We start from the raw sequence: 5,949 nt of genomic DNA, 5'->3' as shown, positions 1-5,949 counted from the left end.
AGCAGTTTTTTGGGGTTAAGGGGATACCCCTTACGCAAACTTTGACTTGGATGAAATCCAAGTCGTAAGTGCGCATTTCATGAAAAACACGATAGCATATAGCCCGCTTGAATTTCAATTCATAGGGCCTTATGCTTGAGTGGTTTTCTATATCCCGAAATCTGAATCATGACAAAAGCTGCTGAAACTCTTGAAAAGAAAATCGAAGCCCAGTTAGAGAAGCTGAAACAGTTAAAGGCTCGTAAACAGGCTATCGAAGCTAGAGAAAAATCGAAACAGAAAGAGCAGGAAAGAAAGGACGATACTCGGCGTAAAATTTTGCTCGGTTCTTACTTGATTAAAAAAATGAATGCGAATGAAGCCAATAAAGAAAAAATACTCGCTGAACTCAACGACTATTTAACAGAAAATAGAGATAGACAGCTTTTTGACTTACCAAATATTGAGGAGAATTAATTATGAATAAAGCCGATTTAATTGCCAAATTAGCGCCTAAATTAAACATTACCCAAGATGAAGCAAGAATTGTTCTAAATTCTGTTCTTGAGGTAATCACAGAAGCCCTAGTTGAAGATAAAAATGTTCGGTTGGTTGATTTTGGGACTTTTGAAGTAAAACAGCGTGCCGAAAGAATGGGGCACAATCCTAAAACTGGCGAAAAACTTAAAATTGAAGCTAAGAAAATCGTCACTTTTAAACAAGGCAAGGCTTTGGGAGAGCAATTTATTGTTAAGCCAAAGCAAAAAAGTAAAGCTAAAAAGAAAGCCTAATTTTTCTTAGCTCTTTGTTTTTCTTGTTCGGCTTTATACTCTGGAATTAGCTCATTTAAGACCTTTTGGATATTTTCCTTATCTTCGATCTGCAAATTATCCCGATAGTAAATTAAGTCCTCTATTTTGCTTTCCATCTGCATTTTTTCGGTGGGTTCGGCATTTTGGGATATTCGGGATAATAGGAAGATATAACTGCATATATTTTCCCTCGCAATTTCATAATTTACGATATCGAGGTATTCAGCTTGTGTGCCGTGAAATTCTTCTAATAGGTTGGTTAATTTCATCATGCTTGAAACCCTGCTTTTTCTAAACATGGATAAAGCTCTCTGAACTTTTCAGGCTCTAAAAGCATGTCAGCGATACGAATAGCAAATTGCTGAAAGCTTTCCGTACCTTGTGAGTATTTGCTCATTTCGGGCATTTCAGACATTTTATTTGCAAATAAATGGCGTTGTGGATCGCTCAATTTTATAAAAAAATCAGGGTTACTACGATTTTGCTTAGATATTATTTTTTTTGAGATTTTATCTACTTTAGGCTTAAATTTGAATGAAAAACCTATAATTGTCCGCCCCTGCTTATGTTGCTCGTATTTAATCGTATAGTCTGAATGTTGATTCACTTGCTCCACAGCCACATCTAGGACTCGTAACTTAAAGTTAGAAATAATTTTATATTGCTTAGGTTCTACACCTAATTGCCCTCGTAATTGTTCTATTTCAATAAATGGAATATGTCCGACATTTTTCCATTTCATTAGGAGTTCAAACAATCGAGTAGCGTAGGTACTGGTAAAGTCGGTAGTTTGTGATAAGTAATAGCTTGTGAAATATTCTTTTGAATTAGCAACCAATAGGACAACATCACTGGTAAGTTGGAAGTGTAATAAACCCTCTGATTCTGTATAACCGATCTTTTGTACCCATCGTGATTTCATAACGGTTGGTATATCGCAATCTCTTAGCTTTTTGGGACGTTTAAAAGTGTATTCCTTACCAAATTCCAAGCCATATAAGGTGTATGAGAAATAGCGTAAAAACAACCGTTCTGATGCTTCTTTTAATGCTCGATAAGCTACTGAACCATCAACCTTAAATTGTTCAGCATATTCCCCTGCATGTATGGTCAGAACTGTATCACTGGTAATTTCTTGGTGCTGATTATTAGCTTTGACCAAAGCCAATCCAATTAAGCGTTGTTCTACTAAGCTCAAGGTATAACTTGCATCAATCAGCGCATTATTTTTAACAACTAAATCATTTGCCATTTCTTATACATACATTCTTTTTAGTTGTAATTATATTACATAGATTAAATACGTATAGCAATACTGCATAAACGTATAGATAAGACTGCATAAACGTATAGATAAGACTGCATAAACGTATAGATAAGACTGCATAAACGTATAGATATAGCAATATAAGCCATTGATTATTAATATGAATAAGTGGTCTAAAATTATAAAATTATAAAATTATTAAAAAGAGGGGAGTGCTAAAAACTGCCCTAGGTACTCGCTAAAGCTCGTACTCTATTGAAGCTCGTTCCTCGCTTCGAGGGGCAGTTTTTGGTTAATCCTGTTTGTGAAATCTAAAAGCAAAAGCATTGGTAATGTATTCGCTTCGCTCATATTTTTTGAAAAGCAAAAGCTCCAAAGTTCGCACCCATTCGGGATGCTCTGTACCTACCGTTTAAAATCGAAAGGGAGCTTGTAATCAGAGAAAAGGCGAGCGTGAAATTTTGATGATGCTCAATCGCTCGTAGACACTCGCTCGGTTCTTATTATCTAGGTTTTAATTATTTAATGGAGCTAATCAAAGTTGTGAAACATTGATCAAAGAATAGGCGTGGAACGTGAAAAATCATAAAAAAAGCCCACCAGAGGGTATGTGGGCTAAAATCATGTAACTACAGCATTGATTTCTATAGGTAATTATAACGCATTTCGTATAAGGTGTATTATGTTAATTTCAAAAATACTTAATGATCACTGAAGTGTAGCAAGCATCAACCTAGCTTCGGTATGTCCATTATTTGATGCTTCTTTTAGCCAATTCAGCGCTTGTTCTCGATTTTTTGGTAATCCATTCTCACCATTTAAATATTTCTTCCCAATATTGAATTGTGCCATCGCATTACCATTATTAGCCGCCTTTAAATACCATTTATTTGATAGTGCTATACTTTGTGCTACTCCGTGACCATTAGCATACATTGATCCAAGATCATGTTGCGCACCTGCATGTTCTTGAGCTGCTGCCTTACTAAACCATTCAAAGGCTTTGGTATAATTTTGGCTTACACCCTGCCCATAAATATACATTGAACCAAGGTTAAATTGCGCAGATGCCTCTCCTTGAACCGCTGCTTTGCTATACCATTCAAAAGCGTTGATATCACTTTTAGTTACGCCCTGACCTAATTCATACATCCTACCAAGATTATATTGCGAAAATGCCTCCCCCTGAGCCGCTGCCTTGCTATACCATTCAAAAGCTCTGACATCACTTTTAGTTACGCCCTGACCTAATTCATACATCGATGCAAGGTTATTTTGTGAAGGTACATACCCCTGAGTCGCTGCTTTGCTATACCATTCAAAAGCTTTGACATCACTTTTAGTTACACCCTGACCTTTTTCATACCTTACCCCAAGGTTATGTTGTGAAGGTGCATACCCTTGTGTCGCTGCCTTGCTATACCATTCAAAAGCTTTGGCATCACTTTTAGTTACTCCATCACCATAGGCATACATCATCCCAAGATTATGTTGTGCCAATGCAAATCCTTGAGCAGAAGCTTTGCTAAACCATTCAAAAGCTTTGGCATCATTTTGACTTACGCCATCACCATAGCTGTACATTAGTCCAAGGCTGTATTGTGCAGGTGCAAGTCCCTGAACTGCTGCCTTACTAAACCATTCAAAAGCTTTGGTATAATTTTGGGTTATACTCTCACCATCATAGTAAGCATCTCCTAGCTTATTTTGAGCAGATGCATCTCCTTTCTTGGCCATGTCCTGTAGTTTTTGAAAATTCTCTGTGTTCGCAAATGTAGGTTTCATAAATAGCAATAAAGTGAACAGTAATAATATTCTTTTAGTGAATTCCATTATCAAATTTCTATTTTATTAATAGTGATAGGATTTTAGTATAGCTTTAAATCCTTTCTAGAATAATATTCCTGAATTAATCAAATCTCTATCCATTTAACATAATGGGCGTTATACGAAATTTAGTTGTTAGAAACCATTTATTACATCAAAAGTAATGAAAAAGTAAAGAATATGCCTTATATTATCTTTACTTTAATGGTTTTTGAGTGAGGAAATCATGTCCGCAGTCAATTTCAATATGCGCTTAGAAGCAGAGTTAAAAGAACAAGTCACGCCTATTTTGGAAGACTACGGTTTGACTATGCCCCAAGCATTCAAACTGTTCTTGAATCAAATCGTTAAAACTAAGGCGATCCCTTTATCTTTTGACTATGCGCGAGAAACTGCTTTAACTCCTAAAGCAGCAGCCAAGTTACTTCAATCTTTAAAAGAGATTGAAAATGGCGAGTACACCGAGTACGAAACGGTAGAAGAAGCGATTAAAGCTATGTCGGAAGAAGCACATGGCTAAACGTAAGATTATCGTAACCAGTTCTTTTAAACGTGATATTAAAAGACGTTATTTAGAACTGGTTACGGCTGAATGGGCAGAAGTATTAGATTGTTTAGTCGCAAATAATCCTTTGCCTGAAAAATATTTAGATCATCCCTTGAAGGGTGGTGCAGAGTTTAAGAATTGTCGTGATTGTCATGTGAAGCCTGATTTAGTCTTGATTTATAGGCTTGTTGGTGACGATATTTTAGAACTGCATCAGTTGGATAGCCATTCCGAAATTTTTGGATGACTATCGCTCGATGCTTTGAAAGATGGCTTTAGCCATGTTTCAAAGTCGGGCAACTTTGCGCTTGCTGTAATCTGATCAGTAATGAGAAAAACCAAGCAAAGTACCGATCAACTAGTATTTTTTAGGGTCGATCTGACACCAGTCATACGTTTTTTCTTTGACATTATTCGGTTCAAATGAGTAACACGGCTTTTTAGTCATAATTCTGACTAATGTTTTCCCATCATGCTCCTCGATTTGTAACGGATATTTTTTTAGTACAGCCATATCTGCTCTACGTGCATCAATTTCGTCTTTGCTTGGTATGTATAAGAAGATAGCCAAAATGAATACCATCATCACAGCAACAAACGTGCTAGCAAAAATAATGATAAGTTTTAAGTTGAGCCTGTGTGTAGCTTCGTTTAATGCCTGAATACTATTGTTTAATGCGCCTGTATGCTTCTTATTTGCGTTTTCTAGCGATTTTTCAGCCTTGTCTAGCACTCCGCTAGCGACATGGTTGTAAAACTGCTCTAATCGCTTGTTATCGTCTGCTATGGCTTCTCGATATTCCTTCATGGATGCCAGTAAAATATATAATTGGTCATCTAAATCATTTTGGTTGCTCATAACGACATTCCGCCTCTACTTAGTTTTTGAGATGCCTTGCGGAGTGCTTGCTCGGCTCGTTGTTTATCTAATTCTTGCTGTCGCTTCATTTCCGCTTGGCGTTCCAGTTCTAGACGTTTGGTTTCTTGGTTCTTCTGCCATTGATCAAAACCTTGATCGACACGGCTTAAACCACGCTGTAAAACGCTCTCTTTTTGCTGTTTCTGTTGGTGAAGCTGTTGGCTATTTTGCTGTTTGACGTTGTCATTGAAACGGCTGATTTCAGTGTCTATGCCTTGTCTGCGTAATTGAGTGACTTTGGTGCCTTCATGGATGGTGGCTTGTAGTCCGTTGTTCTGATCGGCATAGCTACGATGGTCTATTTTTTCTCGGTAGCCTGCACGTTCCAATGCTTTATTGGTTAAGTCTGCCCATGTTTCTCGAATTTGCTTAATGTCTTCTTGGGTTGTCCCTATACCAAGGCTTTTTCGTTTGGCGTTGCTGAGTTCAATATCGGTTTTGGTGGTCAGAGTGATTTTATTGTCTGCGTCTAATTCGGCTTTTCGGGTTGTGAGCATGATATGGGCGTGATGGTTTTTATCATTACCGCCTTTACTCGGTTCATGGATGGCTAAATCTGCGATTACGTCATAGCGATCAACTAAGGACCTGGCAAAGT

At 37.3% G+C, this 5,949-nt stretch carries 9 protein-coding genes; 4 read left to right on the top strand and 5 right to left on the bottom strand.

Going from position 1 to position 5,949, the window contains the following annotated elements; translation table 11 throughout:
• Window positions 1-168 precede the first annotated feature (168 nt).
• A complete protein-coding gene (locus FTU95_RS14575; RefSeq protein ID WP_087554522.1) occupies window positions 169-456 on the top strand; it encodes a mobilization protein in 288 nt (95 codons plus the stop codon).
• Between the two features lie 2 nt (window positions 457-458).
• Complete coding sequence (locus tag FTU95_RS14570; RefSeq protein WP_004916110.1) at window positions 459-770, top strand: HU family DNA-binding protein; 312 nt, start codon at window positions 459-461, stop codon at window positions 768-770.
• On the opposite strand, the gene FTU95_RS14565 is transcribed toward FTU95_RS14570, so the two are convergent.
• The 3 genes from FTU95_RS14565 to FTU95_RS14555 form a co-directional block, all read right to left on the bottom strand.
• The gene (locus FTU95_RS14565) at window positions 767-1,063 is read right to left on the bottom strand and encodes a hypothetical protein (protein WP_087554523.1); all 297 of its coding nucleotides are present in this window, start codon (window positions 1,061-1,063) and stop codon (window positions 767-769) included. The genes FTU95_RS14570 and FTU95_RS14565 overlap by 4 nt on opposite strands.
• On the bottom strand, window positions 1,060-2,043 hold the full coding sequence (gene repM, locus FTU95_RS14560; protein ID WP_087554524.1) for a replication initiation protein RepM: 984 nt from the start codon (window positions 2,041-2,043) through the stop codon (window positions 1,060-1,062). The genes FTU95_RS14565 and repM overlap by 4 nt, the downstream gene beginning before the upstream one ends.
• A 723-nt stretch (window positions 2,044-2,766) precedes the next feature.
• A complete protein-coding gene (locus FTU95_RS14555; protein ID WP_180078859.1) occupies window positions 2,767-3,891 on the bottom strand; it encodes a tetratricopeptide repeat protein in 1,125 nt (374 codons plus the stop codon).
• Window positions 3,892-4,111: 220 nt separating this feature from the next.
• Between FTU95_RS14555 and FTU95_RS14550 the strand changes: the two genes are divergently transcribed.
• Both FTU95_RS14550 and FTU95_RS14545 read left to right on the top strand, forming a co-directional pair.
• Complete coding sequence (locus FTU95_RS14550; RefSeq protein WP_001277151.1) at window positions 4,112-4,405, top strand: type II toxin-antitoxin system RelB/DinJ family antitoxin; 294 nt, start codon at window positions 4,112-4,114, stop codon at window positions 4,403-4,405.
• Complete coding sequence (locus FTU95_RS14545) at window positions 4,398-4,679, top strand: type II toxin-antitoxin system YafQ family toxin (protein WP_001129137.1); 282 nt, start codon at window positions 4,398-4,400, stop codon at window positions 4,677-4,679. The genes FTU95_RS14550 and FTU95_RS14545 overlap by 8 nt, the downstream gene beginning before the upstream one ends.
• 111 nt (window positions 4,680-4,790) lie before the next feature.
• On the opposite strand, the gene FTU95_RS14540 is transcribed toward FTU95_RS14545, so the two are convergent.
• Both FTU95_RS14540 and FTU95_RS14535 read right to left on the bottom strand, forming a co-directional pair.
• A complete protein-coding gene (locus FTU95_RS14540) occupies window positions 4,791-5,291 on the bottom strand; it encodes a hypothetical protein (protein ID WP_150340980.1) in 501 nt (166 codons plus the stop codon).
• On the bottom strand, window positions 5,288-5,949 hold a 662-nt coding region (locus FTU95_RS14535; protein WP_180078857.1), incomplete at its 5' end, for a MobA/MobL family protein. The genes FTU95_RS14540 and FTU95_RS14535, both read right to left, overlap by 4 nt.

Source organism: Acinetobacter sp. YH12208 (genome assembly GCF_013418055.1).
GTDB lineage: Bacteria > Pseudomonadota > Gammaproteobacteria > Pseudomonadales > Moraxellaceae > Acinetobacter > Acinetobacter pseudolwoffii.
The sequence above is the reverse complement of the archived record's forward strand: the minus strand, read 5'-3'. Positions and strand labels throughout refer to the sequence as shown.